Consider the following 14,245-nt stretch of genomic DNA (forward strand, 5'->3'; position numbering starts at 1 on the left):
CAAGCTTTTTTCTCATCATATCAAATATGATCCTATAAAGGAAAGAAAGGAGGCCAAAGTGAAAAACCCAAAACAACATGTCTTGGGTCTTTCGATATTACGGATGATTCAGTTTTACAGTGCCGCCTGCAGGCGAATGGGGCATATTTGCTAAAGAAATGCTCATGCCTCCAAGAATGATTCCGCTTAAAATGGCTGCGATGGCTACTCTTCTACCTAAATCTCTTAGCATCTGTTTCCTCCTTAACGTTTCTCCATTTCCCACAATATGAAGAGAGTGAGGAAAAAAGAAGCAAGAAATTTGCTGTATGTGAGATTTTTTACAGGAAAAGACTATTTAACCGCCTTTTGAAGCTTATCAATTACTTCTAAGGAACGGCCTGTGCCGATTGCCACACATTCAAGCGGGTTTTGCGCCACGTGTACAGGCACGACAATCTCCTCTGTGAGCCATTCTTTAATCCCGTTAAGGAGCGCGCCGCCGCCTGTTAAAATGACGCCGCGGTCAACAATATCACCGCTCAATTCAGGCGGGCAGTCCTCAAGAGTAGCCCTGATGGCTTCAAGAATATGCAGGAGAGATTCGCGCATTGCATCTTGAATTTCGTTAGATTGAAGCATAATGGTTTTTGGAAGTCCTGTCACAAGGTCACGTCCCCGAATTTCCATCGCTTCAGGAACATGCTCAATCAGTGCATGGCCAATCTCCATTTTTACCTGTTCAGCTGTACGTTCGCCGATCAGCAAATTATATTTTTTCCGGACAAAGGAAACGATATCCTCATCAAGCTGGTCTCCGCCTATTCTGATAGAGTGGCAGGAAACAACGCCGCCGAAGGAAATGATAGCAACCTCTGTTGTCCCTCCGCCGATATCTACTACCACATTGGCAACCGGTTCATCGACCGGCAAATCCGCTCCGATCGCGGCTGCTACTGGCTCTTCAATTAAATGGACGTTTTTCGCGCCGCAATTTTTCACCGCATCACTGATGGCGCGGCGTTCTACTGCCGTTGAGCCTGACGGTGTGCAAACGACTACGTTCGGTTTTCTGAACGACATGCCGATGTTTTTTGCGGCTTTTTTCATAATGTGCTTTAGCAGATCGGTTGTCATATCATAGTCTGCGATAACGCCGTCTTTCATCGGTCGGACAGCGACAATTTTTCCCGGTGTTTTACCGATCATGTTTTTCGCGTCAGCCCCGATGGCAAGGACTGCTTTTGTCGTTGTATCCACTGCGACAACAGATGGTTCATTTAAGATAATCCCTTTATTTTTGCTGTAAACAAGTATATTAGCTGTTCCTAAGTCAATCCCGATTTCAGTTGATTGAAACATGTTTTCACCCAATCTTTATCCTGATTTTATATGATTCTACATTTAAAGTTTCTAAGAAATGAAGAGATTTTTGGGGGTGTGCGTCGGTAAAGAAATGTTTTTGTAAAAAATCGCGGAACTGTGTAACAGAAGTAATACATTTTTCGGTTTTATGGAAAAAATATCTTGTAATTCTTTATAGAAAGCGGGAAACTTTTTCTAAGTTTCGTACGTCTACGATATATTGAGGTACATCCTTAAACATTACATGAGAATAGAAACATTTAAAGGAAGAAGGGTTTTTATGAAATCAATAGGTGTTGTAAGAAAAGTAGATGAATTAGGGCGCATTGTCATGCCAATAGAATTAAGACGGGCACTTGATATTGCTATAAAAGACAGCATTGAGTTTTTTGTTGACGGAGATAAAATTATTTTGAAAAAGTACAAACCTCATGGCGTCTGTTTAATGACCGGAGAAATCACTTCAGAAAATAAAGAATACGGCAACGGTAAAATTACGTTAAGTCCTGAAGGTGCACAGCTGCTTCTCGAAGAAATTCAAGCCGCTTTAAAAGAATAATATCATGTTTGAAAAAGGCGGAGCGATACAATCTCCGTCTTTTTTTCGTGCCAATTTCTGATTACCGCCGCCTAAGATATGACATCATGAATAATAGGTAATGAATGATTTGGGATACTTTACATATTTTACTCAATTATTTGTCGAAGAATGGTACAATAAGTAGAGAAACACAAGCGGCAGGTGGTCATATGAGAAAATATCAAGCTCGTATCATTTCCATCGTTTTGGCAATGATTTTTATTATGTTTTGGGATTATTTATTTTATTTTATAGGCGAAAACCCGGTTAATTGGCCTGTTGATATTGTGTATACTGCAGTCACGATAGCAAGTGTCTGGATGCTGGCTTATTATGTCGATGAGAAACAGCAGCTGGTTAAGAAAATGAAGGATAATGAATGGAAGTATAAACAGCTCTCTGAAGAAAAAAACCGTATCATGGATAATTTGCAGGAAATCGTATTTCAAACGAATGCAAAAGGCGAAATTACATATTTAAACCAAGCATGGGCATCCATAACCGGTTTTTCAATCAGTGAATGTATGGGAACGATGTATAATGATTACTTCATAAAAGAAAAGCACGTAGCCGACCACATTAACACCCAAATTCAAAACAAAGCGTCTTCCGGCATGTTTACGGCAAAATACGTGACAAAGAGCGGCACGATTTTTTGGGGAGAAGTTCATTATAAACTTTATTACGACCGGGATGAGCAATTTACAGGCAGCCTGGGTACAATGTCAGATATTACTGAGCGGAAAGAGGCTGAAGATGAGCTCATTGAAATTAATGAACGGCTGGCGAGAGAATCTCAGAAACTGTCAATCACGAGTGAACTTGCCGCCGGTATTGCACACGAGGTCAGAAACCCTTTAACATCTGTCAGCGGTTTCCTGCAGATTATGAAAACACAATATCCCGACAGAAAAGGCTATTTTGACATCATCTTTTCAGAGATTAAAAGAATCGATTTGGTGCTCAGCGAGCTGTTGCTGCTTGCAAAACCGCAGGCGGTCACATTTAAAATGCATCAGCTCAATGAGATCTTGAAACAAGTCACGACATTGCTCGATACCAATGCGATTCTGTCCAATATCGTCATAGAAAAAAATTTCAAAGAGACAGATGGCTGTATCATTAACGGAGACGAAAATCAGCTGAAGCAGGTCTTTATCAATATCATTAAAAATGGGATTGAGGCAATGCCAAAAGGCGGTGTCGTAACCATTTCGACTGCTAAAACAGCCTCTCACGCAGTGATAAGCGTCAAAGATGAAGGGAACGGCATGCCGCAGGAAAAGCTTAAGCAGATTGGCAAACCTTTTTATTCAACAAAAGAAAAGGGCACCGGACTCGGACTTGCCATTTGTTTAAGAATTTTGAAGGAACATGACGGGGAATTGAAAATCGAAAGTGAAGCTGGAAAAGGCAGCGTCTTTCAAGTTGTTTTGCCTTTAACATCAGACAGTTGAGAGGGGGAAAATGAAGATGAACTCGCTTCTGTTTGTATATGGGACATTAAGAAAACATGAAGAAAATCATCATCTGCTTGCTCAATCGGTATGTATCAATGAGCAGGCCAGAACGAAGGGATGTCTGTTTGCTGCAAAGGAGGGTCCCGCAGCCATTTTTGAAGAAGAATGCTATATATGCGGCGAAGTATATGAAGCAGATGAATTGTGTTTACATAAGCTCGATCAGTTTTTCCAAGGCTATGATAAACAAACGGTGCTTGTAGAAACGGATACCGGGATCAAAAAAGCGTTTATTTATTTTATGAACAAAGACAAGTGTGCCGGCTTTCCGATAATAAGCAGCGGCGACTGGAAAGAACATCAGATGATCAGCAAATCGCAAAATCCTGTTTATTATTTTGCCTATGGGTCCTGCATGGACAATGCCCGCTTTCAAAAGGCGGGAGTCGATCACTATTTTCAAGATCCAGTGGGAAGAGCTGTTTTAAAAGGATACACAACCCGCTTTACGCTAAAAAGAGAGGATGGCTCAAGAGCGGATATGATCGAAGACGGAGGTACAACAGAAGGCGTTTTATATCGTATTCCTTTCTCTGCTCTCTCCTATCTATATAAAAGGGAGGGCGTTGAATCTCTTACGTATCGGCCGGCATTTGTAGACGTTGAAGCAGGCGGAAGGCGCTACACAGACTGCTTAACTTTTCTCGTCCTCCAAAAAGAAGCGGAAACTGCCCCGCCTCTGCACTATCAGATTGAAATTGAACGCGGAGCGGAGATGTATTTGTCCCCGGGGTTTGCTGAAAAGCTCAGGCGGCATATGAATTCGCTCCCAAAAGGATAACGAAATTAACACTGTTACAAAAGAATATGATAAAATTTGATCAATGAAGTCAGATAAAGGAGCACCAATATGAAAAAAGAATTTGCGGTAATTGGACTAGGCCGTTTTGGTGGCAGTATTTGCAAAGCATTAAGCGAAGAAGGCGTCGAGGTAATGGCGATGGATATTGATGAAGATAAAGTCAACGAGTATGCCAAGATCGCGTCCCACGCCGTTATTGGTGATTCAACAGATGAATCTGTCCTGAAAAATTTGGGTCTTCGCAATTTTGACCACGTCATTGTAGCTATCGGAGAAAACATTCAAGCAAGTATTTTAACGACGCTCATTCTGAAAGAACTTGGCGTTCATACCATTACAGTTAAGGCACAGAACGATTATCACGAAAAAGTGCTGTCTAAAATCGGTGCGGATCACATCGTCCACCCGGAACGCGATATGGCAAAACGAATTGCACATAACATCGTTTCCAACAACGTACTTGATTATTTGGAGCTGTCTGAAGAGCATAGTCTTGTTGAAATCGTAGCTAACAGCCGCCTGGCTGGAAATACGCTTCTCGATTTAGATATTCGTGCGAAATACGGTATTAACATCGTAGCCATCAAACGGGGCAAGGAAGTCATTGTATCACCTCTTGCGACGGAAGTTATACATCAAGAAGATATTCTTATCGTCATTGGATCAGTTACAGACATTTCCCGTTTCGAAAAAAGAGTTCTTCATACAAAATAGCAGTAAAACAAGCCGTCCCCAAAGGGCGGTTCTTTTAATATTATCAGAATATAACAACTTTAATGAAATGAGCGTCAATTTCTTAAAACTTTATTGACTAAGCATAGGCGTTCCGATAGCATATTGTACCATATAATAAAAAAGAGGAGGGGCCTATTTGAATAAAGAAGCGCTGGTCAATAGGCTGAATGCTTCAGCCCGAAGACAAAAAGCTGATATCGTCATTAAGAACGGAAAAATTATGGACGTATATAATCAAGAGTGGATATATGAAGATATTGCGATTACTGATGGAGTCATTGTAGGCCTCGGCGAGTATGAAGGCGAAAATATTATTGATGCAGAGGGACAAATGATTGTTCCAGGTTTTATTGACGGACATGTACATATTGAGTCATCAATGGTAACACCTATAGAGTTCGCTAAAGCGGTGCTGCCGCATGGCGTGACAACCGTTGTTACTGATCCGCATGAGATCGCGAATGTGTCTGGGGAAAAAGGGATCGCATTCATGATTGAACAGGCTCGGCAAACACCGCTGAATATCCATTTTATGCTTCCCTCCAGTGTGCCTGCCGCAAGTTTTGAGCGCTCAGGCGCAGTACTCAAAGCAGCCGATTTAAAGCCTTTTTACGAAGAGGAAGAAGTATTGGGGCTGGCTGAAGTCATGGATTATGTGTCGGTTCAGCAGGCTGAAGAAGATATGGTTCAGAAACTGCTCGATGCCCGTGTTGCAGGAAAGCGGATAGACGGTCATTTGGCGGGTTTATCGTCAGACCTCATTAACATATATAGAACCGCATTGGTCTTAAATGATCATGAAGTAACGACGAAGGAAGAAGCCCTTGATCGTATTAGAAGGGGAATGTATGTGATGATGCGTGAAGGGTCAGTCGCAAAAAACACTCTCAATGTGCTGCCGGCTGTGAATGAAAAGAACGCGCGCCGTTTCTTCTTTTGTACGGATGATAAGCATGTGGATGATTTATTGTCAGAGGGTAGTGTGAATCATCAGGTGAAAATGGCGATTCAAGCCGGACTTAACCCGTTTTTAGCCTATCAATTAGGGAGCCTCAACGCAGCCGAATGCTATGGACTAGATACAAAGGGAGCGATAGCCCCGGGTTTTGACGCTGATTTACTCTTTGTATCTGATTTGGAAAACGTCACTGTCACAATGACGATGGTAAAAGGGCAGACTGTTGCTGAAGGCAGCAAAGCAGTCTATCAAGATAGTGCTTCAACAGCAGCACCAGAACGGGCACTGCTTGATTCAGTTAAGCTTGCTGCTCCTCTTAACAAACAGAATTTTCATATGCCAATTGATACAAAGCAGCAGATCAATGTGATTCAAATCATTCCCAATCAGCTTGAAACACGATTGGTACATGTCGAGGCTCCTAATGGACGCGACTTTAAGTCGGACATTGAGCTCGATTTGTTAAAGATTGCAGTTGTCGAGCGGCATAAAGGTTTAAAAGAAATCGGGCTTGGTGTTGTGAAAGGATTTGGATTCAAGAGCGGAGCGATTGCTACAACCATCTCGCACGATTCCCATAATATTATTGCTGTTGGAACAAATGATACCGATATCGCGGCTGCAGTTAATAAGCTGCAGGAAATTGGCGGAGGATTAACGGTCATAAAAAATGGAGAAGAGCTTCATTCAGTTCCGCTGCCGATTGCGGGGTTATTATCCGATCAATCTGCAGAACAAGTGAATCAAAGCTTACTGACGCTGCATGATAAATTGTCGTTAGTCGGTTTCAGAGGCGGGTTTAATCCATTTTTGACGCTGTCGTTTTTAGCTTTGCCTGTTATTCCTGACATCAAAATGACGACTACAGGATTATTTGATGTAAAGTCTTTTCAGCATATTGCATTGCAATAAAAAAAGATGCACTCCAAAGTGAGTGCATCTTTTTTTTAAACCTCCATAATGATCGGCAGGATCATCGGACGGCGTTTCGTTTTTTCATATAAGAATGGCGCAAGCGTATCTGTAATCTCGTTTTTGATTTCAGACCATTGAGTCGTTTTTCGTTCCATCACTTTTTGTAAGTGGTTTGAGATGAGTTCTTGAGCGTCATTGATCAAGTCGCCAGATTCTCTCATGTACACAAATCCTCTGGAAATTAAATCAGGTCCCGCTGAAATCTTAAAGCCATCCATGTCAATGCTGACAACCACGATAACAAGGCCTTCTTCAGAAAGAATTCTGCGGTCGCGAAGCACGATATTACCAATATCACCAATGCCGCTTCCGTCAATGTATACTGAACCGGACGGGATTTTACCGGCAACTGAAGCTTCATCGCCTTTAAGCGCTAATACTTCACCATTATCCATGATAAAGCAATTTTCTTCAGGAATGCCGCAATCTGTTGCAAGTTTGACATGCATCTTTTGCATTCTGTACTCACCGTGAATCGGCATGAAGAATTTAGGCTTGATTAATCGAAGCATCAGCTTCTGTTCTTCCTGTCCGCCGTGACCAGATGTATGGATATCATTAAGAGGTCCGTGAATAACCTCGGCCCCCGCGCGATACAGCTGGTTGATCGTCCGGCTTACGCTGATTGTGTTGCCCGGGATAGGGGACGAAGAAAATACGACTGTATCCCCAGGATTAATTGAAATCTGGCGGTGTGTGCCGTTTGCAATTCTTGATAATGCCGCCATCGGTTCCCCTTGGCTTCCTGTACATAAAATCGTTACTTTATTGGCAGGCAAACGATTAATTTCGTTATGCTCAATAAATGTATTTTTAGGACAGTTTATATATCCGAGAGTTTGTCCGATTTCGATAGCCGATTCCATACTACGTCCAAATACGGCAACTTTTCTTCCATTTAATACAGCAGCTTCAATTACCTGCTGCAAGCGGTGAATATTCGACGCAAATGTAGCGAAGATAATTCGGCCGTCTACCTTGCGGAAAATGTCATGAATGCTTTCTCCGACACGGCGTTCAGACATGGTGAACTCTGGGTTCTCACTGTTTGTGCTGTCTGAAAGCAGGCACAGTACGCCTTCTTTTCCGATTTCGGCCATTTTCGTCAAGTTTGCTGGCTCGCCGACTGGAGTAAAGTCGAATTTGAAATCTCCAGTATGTACGATGTTTCCTGGCGGCGTTTTTACAACTATACCGTAGGAATCCGGAATACTATGTGTTGTTCTGAAGAATGACACAGCCGTTTTGCGGAACTTTACGATATCATCTTCACCGATAATGTTCAGTTTCGTCTGTCTTAATAGCCCATGCTCTTCAAGTTTATTCCGAAGTAAGCCGATCGCGAGTTTACCGCCGTAAACAGGAATATTCACTTGTCTGAGCAGGTACGGAATACCGCCGATGTGGTCTTCGTGCCCGTGGGTGATAAAAAGCCCTTTAATTTTATCTTCGTTTTTGACTAAATACGTGTAATCAGGGATAACGTAGTCAATGCCGAGCAGTTCGTCCTCGGGAAACTTGATCCCCGCATCAATCAGCACAATTTCATCCTGAAATTGAACTGCATACGTATTTTTACCGATTTCGCCCAAACCTCCGAGGGCGAAAACAGCAGTCTGATCATTTTTTACAAATTTCATACCGCTCATAACTCCAATACTTTAAAATTTTCGCTCTGTTGTTCATATTCTAAAAATGCACCATCAACAGGTGTGATAAACTCAATATTAAATTTCTTCTCTTTCAGCTTTGTTCTGACGTCACGCTCAGATACGCCTTCAATATAAAGTGAATCTGTCTTTTCCCGAACAGGTACTTCGTCAGCCTTTTCTTGATAAAATACCTTATAAATCATCCAAATCTCTCCTTAAATGCCGTATGTTAGACTCGCTTACTCTATTATATTCGAAAATGGAATATAAGGAAAGCCTTGAGCAAAATAAGGATCTCTCGAAAAGTGAAAGATCCCTTGTCAGGCAATGACTTTCTTGCGGAGCATTCCGTTCCATTGTCTTCTGAGTTTCTTTCTTAATTTTCGCAGCATTTGTCAGTCCCTCCTTTAATAAACATTTGTCCAGAGTTCTTTTTATACAAATAGTATACGGAGGTTGTGGAAGACTTTTCGTGGTTATTACTGGAATTTAATATGATTTTTGAACGAAATAGTTTGCTGAATGGCAATCTTTTTGTATGATGAGGGTGGGAATTGCAGATCAAGACGATAAAGGGGAAGTTACAATGGATTCAAAATTAATCTTTTTTGATATTGACGGTACGATATATGATCATGAGAAGAATATACCGGAAAGTACGAGAAAAACGGTTGCGGAGCTGCAGCGCCAAGGGCACCATGTGTTTATTGCCAGCGGACGGTCTCCTTTTTTGGTTAAGCCGATTTTGGAGGAGCTGGGCATACACTCATTTATTTCCTATAATGGGCAGTATGTTGTCTTTGAAAATGAAGTCATTTATAAAAATCCGCTGCCTGAAGAGGCAATCAGGCGATTATTAAAGCAGGCGGGAGAGGGCAAACATCCTGTCGTGTTTATGGCTGAAGACACGATGAAAGCGACTGTTGCGGATCACCCTCATGTTCTGGAGGGAATCGGCAGCCTTAAAACCGATTATCCAGAAACCGATGACCTTTTCTATGAAGGTAAAGAAATTTTTCAGCTTCTGTTATTTTGCCAGGATGAAGAAGAAAAAGCTTATGCTGCTTTTCCTGAATTTGATTTAGTGCGCTGGCATGAGTTTTCGACTGATGTTCTGCCGCATGGGGGTTCGAAGGCGGAAGGGATCAAAAAAGTGATCGAGCGTCTACCGTTTGAAATCAGTGATACATATGCATTCGGCGACGGATTAAACGACCTGCAAATGATTGAGTATGTGGGGACAGGTGTAGCTATGGGAAATGCTGTTCCTGAATTGAAAGAAATCGCGGACTTTGTAACAAAGCCGGTCGACGAGGATGGAATTGCATACGCTGTAAAAGAATTGGGCCTTTTAAAATAAAGAAACGGCTGGCACTGTGCCAGCCGTTTTTCTTTTTAGCGCTCAATCGCGATTGCATTTTCAGGTTCTTTGAAAGGATTCTCCTTATCAATATAATCATAGAACATAACGCCGTTCAAATGATCAATCTCGTGCTGAAATACAATAGCCGGAAATCCTTTTAAACGGATATCGATGTTTTCGCCTTCAAGGGTTGTTCCTTTTACTCTAATGCGAGCATAGCGGGGAACATAACCGGGAATCGCTTCATCAACAGACAGGCAGCCCTCGCCGCTTGTTAAGTAGCTTTTTTCAACAGAATGGCTGACGATCTTAGGATTAAACAAAGCATAGCTGTATAACTTACCGGAAGCATCCTCCGCATGAACAGCGATCATTCGTTTTTTGATATTAATTTGAGGAGCTGCGAGCCCTACGCCTGGACGCAGCTTGTATTTTTCGGCTAATTCCGGATTTTGGCTGTTCTTCACAAATTCGATCATGTCGGCCAGCTGCTGTTTTTCTGCATCAGTCGGAGGCAGCTCAACAGGCTCGGCTGTCTCTCGGAGGGCTGGATGGCCGTCACGTACGATGTTTTCCATAGTAATCAAGAAACTTCACTCCTAAAGCTTAATATGTAAATTATATCGGATTTCTTCACAAAGGTGCAACGAAACAAATGACCAGCCGTAGATGGCTGGTCAAGTTCAAGCTGTGTAATTAGCAACAGCCTCCGCCTAAATAAGCAGCACCGACAATGATTAACAGAATGAATAAAACAACGATTAGCGCAAAAGTGCGGCCATATCCATATCCGCCATATCCGTAACCACCATAACTGCAGCAGCCTCCGCCGTAACCATATCCATACATATTACAAAACCTCCTCTTTTAATTACGCCAGAGCCTTTAGAAGTAGGCATAGCGTCTACTATAACCTATGTAAAAACAAAAAAGTTGTATGGTCATCTGTCCTGATTTTTCACTTTTTTGATTTGATTTCTGAGCTGTCTCATACAGTACAGCTATTGCCAAACGTCCCCATGGATTCTATAGTAGAAATTGTCATGATTGGGGGATTTAACGTGAAAGATGCAAAAAAACGGCGGCCTGGAATGAAAATCGGAGCTTTTTGTGCGATGACACTGATATTAACAGGATGCATGGGACAGGACCCGGTTGATTCACTTCACCATTCATTAGAAAAAGCTGCGGAATCGGAAAAACCGTTTCAAGAAGAACAGAAAACGCTCGAAAAATTAGAGGCGAAGGAAAATCAGCTTTACGATGATGTTATGAAGCTCAATATGGATGATTACAAAAAAATTGTTGCTTTATCTAACGAGGCGCTAGAAAATGTCAGCAAGCGCGAAGAACATCTGAAGATTGAAAATGACAGCATCAAAAAATCCGAAACGGAATTTGAAGAAGCAAAAACGTCTGCTGAACAAATTAAGGATAAACACATAAAAGAAAAGGCTGATGCCGCAGCAAGCCATATGGAGAAAAGATATACATCATATGGCTCCATGTATGAAGAATATAAAAAAGCGCTTCAGCTTAATAAAAAGCTGTATATGCAGCTGAAAGATAAAGACTTGACACGAGATGATCTGGACAAGCAGATCGATAAAGTCAATACTTCTTATGAAAAGGTCCTTAAATATAGCGGAGAGTTTAATGAACAAACAGAAAAATATAATAATGCCCGGGAAGATCTATATGATGCTGCAGGCTATCGCGTGAAAAAGAGCTGACTTTGAACAGCTCTTTTTTTAAATAAACGCGACGCCAATTTCGTTCAAAATTTTCAATTCTATTGTAGTACAGTATGATGGTGTATACTAGTACAGTTTTGAATACAGCCGCCATCTGTTTTTTTATTGAAAATGTAAAGCGAATACATTTATTGAAAATCAGCGATGAAAACGATTGACGGCTCTTCTTTATTTGGTGTAAACTAATCCATGTTAAGCGGTGTTGTATTAGTTTTTTACAACTTCGAAATAATACAGTTCAAAGCAGAGTGTAACTATCCTACATAAAAGGTTTTGGCAAACTGGGGATCGGCTAAAATATATACGACTTACTGCTAATACTTTAGGGTACCCTAAGTTTGTATGTATAAAAGGAATGCACGTCTAATGACTGTTTAAAAGAAAGGAAGAGGTGACTTAGTATGGCTGCAAAAACGAAAAAAGCTATCGTTGATAGTAAAAAGCAATTTGATGCCATTAAGAAGCAGTTCGAAACGTTCCAAATTTTAAATGAAAAGGGAGAAGTCGTGAATGAAGCGGCGATGCCTGATTTAACAGATGATCAATTAAAAGAGCTAATGCGCCGCATGGTATTTACGCGTGTGCTTGATCAGCGCTCTATCTCATTAAACCGTCAAGGACGTCTCGGATTCTACGCTCCTACTGCGGGTCAAGAAGCTTCTCAGATTGCAACGCATTTCGCGCTTGAAAAAGAAGACTTTGTACTTCCTGGATACCGTGATGTGCCTCAGTTAATTTGGCACGGCCTTCCATTATATCAAGCGTTTCTTTTCTCACGCGGACATTTCAGAGGAAACCAAATGCCTGATGATGTGAATGCCCTTTCTCCACAAATCATTATCGGTGCTCAATACATTCAAACTGCCGGTGTTGCGCTAGGTCTTAAAAAACGCGGTAAAAAAGCTGTCGCAATCACTTACACTGGTGACGGCGGAGCTTCACAAGGGGACTTCTACGAAGGAATTAACTTTGCCGGCGCTTATAAGGCACCTGCAATTTTCGTAGTACAAAACAACCGCTACGCGATTTCAACTCCGGTTGAAAAACAATCTGCGGCTGAAACAATTGCACAAAAAGCTGTAGCTGCAGGTATTGTCGGCGTACAAGTAGACGGAATGGATCCGCTTGCTGTATACGCTGCAACTGCTGAAGCACGCGAGCGCGCAATCAATGGCGAAGGCCCGACATTGATTGAAACACTTACATTCCGTTACGGCCCGCACACAATGGCTGGTGACGATCCGACTAAATATCGTACAAAAGAAATCGAAAATGAGTGGGAACAAAAAGATCCGCTTGTACGCTTCCGTGCGTTCCTTGAAAACAAAGGCTTATGGTCTGAAGAAGAAGAAGCAAAAGTAATTGAGGATGCGAAAGAAGAAATTAAACAAGCAATCAAAAAAGCTGATGCTGAGCCGAAGCAAAAAGTAACTGATTTAATGAAAATCATGTACGAAAAAATGCCTCACAACCTTGAGGAGCAATTTGAAATTTATACACAGAAGGAGTCGAAGTAAGCCATGGCGCAAATGACAATGATTCAAGCAATCACGGATGCGTTACGCACAGAACTGAAAAATGACGAAAATGTCTTAGTTTTCGGAGAAGACGTTGGTGTTAACGGCGGCGTATTCCGTGCGACAGAAGGATTGCAAAAAGAATTCGGTGAAGACCGTGTGTTTGACACGCCACTTGCTGAATCTGGTATCGGCGGTCTTGCCCTTGGTTTAGGCTTAAACGGCTTCCGTCCGGTAATGGAAATCCAATTCTTCGGATTCGTTTACGAAGTAATGGATTCAGTTTCTGGCCAAATGGCTCGTATGCGCTACCGTTCTGGCGGTCGCTGGACTTCACCTGTAACCATTCGTTCTCCGTTCGGCGGCGGTGTTCATACTCCTGAGCTTCACGCTGACAGCTTAGAAGGTCTTGTTGCACAACAGCCTGGTATCAAAGTTGTTATTCCATCAACTCCTTATGATGCCAAAGGACTCTTAATCTCTGCGATCAGAGACAATGATCCTGTTGTTTTCTTAGAGCACATGAAGCTTTACCGTTCTTTCCGTCAGGAAGTTCCTGAAGAAGAATACACAATTGAGCTTGGCAAAGCTGACGTGAAACGTGAAGGTACTGACCTTTCAATCATCACTTACGGCGCAATGGTTCATGAATCATTAAAAGCTGCCGAGGAGCTTGAAAAAGACGGCATTTCTGCTGAAGTTGTCGACCTTCGCACTGTAAGCCCGCTTGACATTGATACAATCATCGCATCTGTAGAAAAAACAGGACGCGCGATTGTGGTTCAAGAGGCACAAAAACAAGCCGGTATTGCTGCAAACGTAGTAGCAGAAATTAATGACCGTGCGATCTTGAGCTTGGAAGCTCCTGTACTTCGCGTGGCTGCACCTGATACAGTATTTCCTTTCTCACAAGCGGAGAGCGTATGGCTTCCAAACCATAAAGATGTTCTTGAAACAGCAAGAAAAGTACTTGAATTTTAATCAAACTGCATAAATCGAGAGGGAAGATGAACGTTTTCCCTCTATTATATATCTGTTTTCAATG

At 42.0% G+C, this 14,245-nt stretch carries 15 protein-coding genes; 9 read left to right on the top strand and 6 right to left on the bottom strand.

Going from position 1 to position 14,245, the window contains the following annotated elements:
- Window positions 1-97: 97 nt before the first annotated feature.
- Window positions 98-232, bottom strand: a complete 135-nt coding sequence (locus AC4CV5_RS08375) for a protein YkpC (protein WP_003238865.1) — start codon at window positions 230-232, stop codon at window positions 98-100.
- 101 nt (window positions 233-333) lie between these two features.
- Entirely contained in the window at window positions 334-1,341 is a 1,008-nt protein-coding gene (gene mreBH, locus AC4CV5_RS08380) for a cell shape-determining protein MreBH (RefSeq protein ID WP_490922455.1), read from the bottom strand.
- Window positions 1,342-1,624: 283 nt separating this feature from the next.
- Here mreBH and abhA point away from each other — a divergent pair, with 283 nt between their 5' ends.
- The 5 genes from abhA to ade all read left to right on the top strand — a co-directional run bounded on the left by abhA (window position 1,625) and on the right by ade (window position 6,851).
- Window positions 1,625-1,903, top strand: a complete 279-nt coding sequence (abhA, locus tag AC4CV5_RS08385; RefSeq protein ID WP_003244728.1) for a transcriptional regulator AbhA — start codon at window positions 1,625-1,627, stop codon at window positions 1,901-1,903.
- A gap of 191 nt (window positions 1,904-2,094) precedes the next feature.
- The gene (kinC, locus tag AC4CV5_RS08390; protein ID WP_490922457.1) at window positions 2,095-3,381 is read left to right on the top strand and encodes a two-component sensor histidine kinase KinC; all 1,287 of its coding nucleotides are present in this window, start codon (window positions 2,095-2,097) and stop codon (window positions 3,379-3,381) included.
- A gap of 16 nt (window positions 3,382-3,397) precedes the next feature.
- On the top strand, window positions 3,398-4,225 hold the full coding sequence (locus tag AC4CV5_RS08395) for a gamma-glutamylcyclotransferase family protein (RefSeq protein WP_490922458.1): 828 nt from the start codon (window positions 3,398-3,400) through the stop codon (window positions 4,223-4,225).
- Between the two features lie 69 nt (window positions 4,226-4,294).
- Window positions 4,295-4,960: a Ktr system potassium transporter KtrC gene (gene ktrC, locus AC4CV5_RS08400; RefSeq protein ID WP_003222311.1), complete on the top strand. Its 666-nt coding sequence runs from the start codon at window positions 4,295-4,297 to the stop codon at window positions 4,958-4,960.
- 157 nt (window positions 4,961-5,117) lie between these two features.
- Window positions 5,118-6,851 (top strand): adenine deaminase, encoded by a 1,734-nt coding sequence (ade, locus tag AC4CV5_RS08405; protein ID WP_326220613.1) that lies wholly within the window; start codon window positions 5,118-5,120, stop codon window positions 6,849-6,851.
- 35 nt (window positions 6,852-6,886) lie between these two features.
- On the opposite strand, the gene rnjA is transcribed toward ade, so the two are convergent.
- Together rnjA and rnpZA are read right to left on the bottom strand one after the other, a co-directional pair.
- The gene (gene rnjA, locus AC4CV5_RS08410) at window positions 6,887-8,554 is read right to left on the bottom strand and encodes a ribonuclease J1 (protein ID WP_014113653.1); all 1,668 of its coding nucleotides are present in this window, start codon (window positions 8,552-8,554) and stop codon (window positions 6,887-6,889) included.
- Between the two features lie 5 nt (window positions 8,555-8,559).
- Window positions 8,560-8,769, bottom strand: a complete 210-nt coding sequence (gene rnpZA, locus AC4CV5_RS08415; protein ID WP_003222303.1) for an RNA polymerase subunit omega 1 — start codon at window positions 8,767-8,769, stop codon at window positions 8,560-8,562.
- A gap of 383 nt (window positions 8,770-9,152) precedes the next feature.
- Between rnpZA and AC4CV5_RS08420 the strand changes: the two genes are divergently transcribed.
- Window positions 9,153-9,926 (top strand): Cof-type HAD-IIB family hydrolase, encoded by a 774-nt coding sequence (locus tag AC4CV5_RS08420; RefSeq protein WP_490922460.1) that lies wholly within the window; start codon window positions 9,153-9,155, stop codon window positions 9,924-9,926.
- A 35-nt stretch (window positions 9,927-9,961) separates the two neighbouring features.
- Here the strand turns inward: AC4CV5_RS08420 and def are convergent, their stop codons facing one another.
- On the bottom strand, window positions 9,962-10,516 hold the full coding sequence (def, locus tag AC4CV5_RS08425) for a peptide deformylase (RefSeq protein ID WP_373923526.1): 555 nt from the start codon (window positions 10,514-10,516) through the stop codon (window positions 9,962-9,964).
- Window positions 10,517-10,625: 109 nt separating this feature from the next.
- Window positions 10,626-10,778, bottom strand: a complete 153-nt coding sequence (locus AC4CV5_RS08430) for a YjcZ family sporulation protein (RefSeq protein ID WP_003222298.1) — start codon at window positions 10,776-10,778, stop codon at window positions 10,626-10,628.
- A 212-nt stretch (window positions 10,779-10,990) separates the two neighbouring features.
- On the opposite strand from AC4CV5_RS08430, the gene AC4CV5_RS08435 reads away from it, so the two are divergent.
- The 3 genes from AC4CV5_RS08435 (at window position 10,991) to pdhB (ending at window position 14,181) form a co-directional block, all read left to right on the top strand.
- Window positions 10,991-11,662: a YkyA family protein gene (locus AC4CV5_RS08435; RefSeq protein WP_166853253.1), complete on the top strand. Its 672-nt coding sequence runs from the start codon at window positions 10,991-10,993 to the stop codon at window positions 11,660-11,662.
- Window positions 11,663-12,084: 422 nt separating this feature from the next.
- Entirely contained in the window at window positions 12,085-13,200 is a 1,116-nt protein-coding gene (gene pdhA / locus AC4CV5_RS08440; protein ID WP_003222294.1) for a pyruvate dehydrogenase (acetyl-transferring) E1 component subunit alpha, read from the top strand.
- A gap of 3 nt (window positions 13,201-13,203) precedes the next feature.
- Complete coding sequence (gene pdhB / locus AC4CV5_RS08445; protein ID WP_014113660.1) at window positions 13,204-14,181, top strand: pyruvate dehydrogenase complex E1 component subunit beta; 978 nt, start codon at window positions 13,204-13,206, stop codon at window positions 14,179-14,181.
- The last annotated feature ends 64 nt before the right edge of the window (window positions 14,182-14,245 follow it).

This window comes from Bacillus sp. NS1, from assembly GCF_058248265.1.

Bases quoted from the DNA above. Each gene is read 5' to 3' on its own strand.
- AC4CV5_RS08375 (WP_003238865.1), bottom strand. From the start codon at position 232: ATGCTAAGAGATTTAGGTAGAAGAGTAGCCATCGCAGCCATTTTAAGC.
- mreBH (WP_490922455.1), bottom strand. From the start codon at position 1,341: ATGTTTCAATCAACTGAAATCGGGATTGACTTAGGAACAGCTAATATA.
- abhA (WP_003244728.1), top strand. From the start codon at position 1,625: ATGAAATCAATAGGTGTTGTAAGAAAAGTAGATGAATTAGGGCGCATT.
- kinC (WP_490922457.1), top strand. From the start codon at position 2,095: ATGAGAAAATATCAAGCTCGTATCATTTCCATCGTTTTGGCAATGATT.
- AC4CV5_RS08395 (WP_490922458.1), top strand. From the start codon at position 3,398: ATGAACTCGCTTCTGTTTGTATATGGGACATTAAGAAAACATGAAGAA.
- ktrC (WP_003222311.1), top strand. From the start codon at position 4,295: ATGAAAAAAGAATTTGCGGTAATTGGACTAGGCCGTTTTGGTGGCAGT.
- rnjA (WP_014113653.1), bottom strand. From the start codon at position 8,554: ATGAAATTTGTAAAAAATGATCAGACTGCTGTTTTCGCCCTCGGAGGT.
- rnpZA (WP_003222303.1), bottom strand. From the start codon at position 8,769: ATGATTTATAAGGTATTTTATCAAGAAAAGGCTGACGAAGTACCTGTT.
- AC4CV5_RS08420 (WP_490922460.1), top strand. From the start codon at position 9,153: ATGGATTCAAAATTAATCTTTTTTGATATTGACGGTACGATATATGAT.
- AC4CV5_RS08430 (WP_003222298.1), bottom strand. From the start codon at position 10,778: ATGTATGGATATGGTTACGGCGGAGGCTGCTGCAGTTATGGTGGTTAC.
- pdhA (WP_003222294.1), top strand. From the start codon at position 12,085: ATGGCTGCAAAAACGAAAAAAGCTATCGTTGATAGTAAAAAGCAATTT.
- pdhB (WP_014113660.1), top strand. From the start codon at position 13,204: ATGGCGCAAATGACAATGATTCAAGCAATCACGGATGCGTTACGCACA.